1 pseudogene is annotated in these 546 nt (G+C 65.4%); it reads right to left on the bottom strand.

Features of this window, described 5'->3' with window-relative positions:
- Window positions 1-546, bottom strand: a pseudogene (locus PA598K_RS34460) (hypothetical protein); the annotation flags it as partial.

Genomic DNA, 546 nt, shown 5'->3' with positions numbered 1-546 from the left:
AGCCGAGCGACGGCGCGGCCAGGCCGAGCGCGATAGAGCCGAGCATAGCGGCCAGTACGGCGATCGCAGGCGGCGCGATGACCCGCAGATAGAGGTTCTGCAGCTGCTCGACATCGCTGAGCACCGAGCTGAGCAAGTCGCCGCTGCGCTGCCGCTCCAGCAACCGGGCGCCCTGCGGCTCCAGCCGCGTGTACAGCCACGTCCGGAGCTGCTGCAGGATGCGGAATGTCAGATCATGCGAGACGAGCCGCTCGACATAGCGGAGCACGCCCCGGGCGATCCCGAAGAAGCGGACGCCGACAATCGGTACGTAGAGCAACAGGATATTTTCCGGCCGCAACGCCGCCTTGGCGATCAGATAGCCCGATACGCCCATCAGACCCGCATTGGCGGCTACAGTCAGGAAGCCGATCAGCACGGCGGCCAGCAGCCTCCACTTGTAAGGCCGGACAAAGCCGAGCAGCCGGACCAGCACCGAAAAATCCGATCGTGTATCCGCAATCCCGACGCGAGCTGTCGACGCTTCGGCAGGCTCGTTAGCTGCGT

The sequence above is a fragment of the Paenibacillus sp. 598K genome, assembly GCF_003851045.1.
GTDB lineage: Bacteria > Bacillota > Bacilli > Paenibacillales > Paenibacillaceae > Paenibacillus_D.
This window is presented reverse-complemented; position numbering and strand designations above follow the sequence as displayed.